General features: G+C 75.3%; 1 pseudogene. It reads left to right on the forward strand.

Annotation, left to right across the window (positions count from 1 at the left end):
• Positions 1-44: 44 nt before the first annotated feature.
• Positions 45-442: pseudogene (locus FNQ90_RS26575) on the forward strand (hypothetical protein); the annotation flags it as partial.

The following is a 442-nucleotide window of genomic DNA, read 5'->3' on the forward strand; positions in this document are numbered from 1 at the left end:
GGTGTGGCATCATCGCACCGCTGTCGAGTGCCAGGGGAGGCGCCGTGGACCGGGAAACGTCCTGTACCGCGTGCGGCGGATCCGCCGGCGGTGACGAGGGGGCGGTCTGTGGCTGCCGCGCCGGTCGACCCGCCGAGGCACCGGCGGGCGCCGCCCCGACACCTGTCGCCGAGGACCCGCGGACGCTGGTGATCCGTCCGGTCGCGGTGATCGCGTCCGGCTCGCCGACCGGCGTGCCGCAGGAGCGACTGACCCGACCGGTGCGACAGCCGGAGCGGGGGCCGAACCCCGGCGACGTGGCGATGTTCACCGAAACCGCCCCGCTGCCCCGGATCGTTCCCGGCGAACTCGTCCCCGAACGGTTCGCGAACGGGGCCCCCGATCGCGAGGCGCCGGAGTCCGGTGCCCTCGAACTCCGCGGTTCCGCCCCCCTCGTCTACGC

Source organism: Streptomyces alkaliphilus (assembly GCF_014141535.1).
GTDB classification, from domain to species: Bacteria; Actinomycetota; Actinomycetes; order Streptomycetales; family Streptomycetaceae; genus Streptomyces; species Streptomyces alkaliphilus.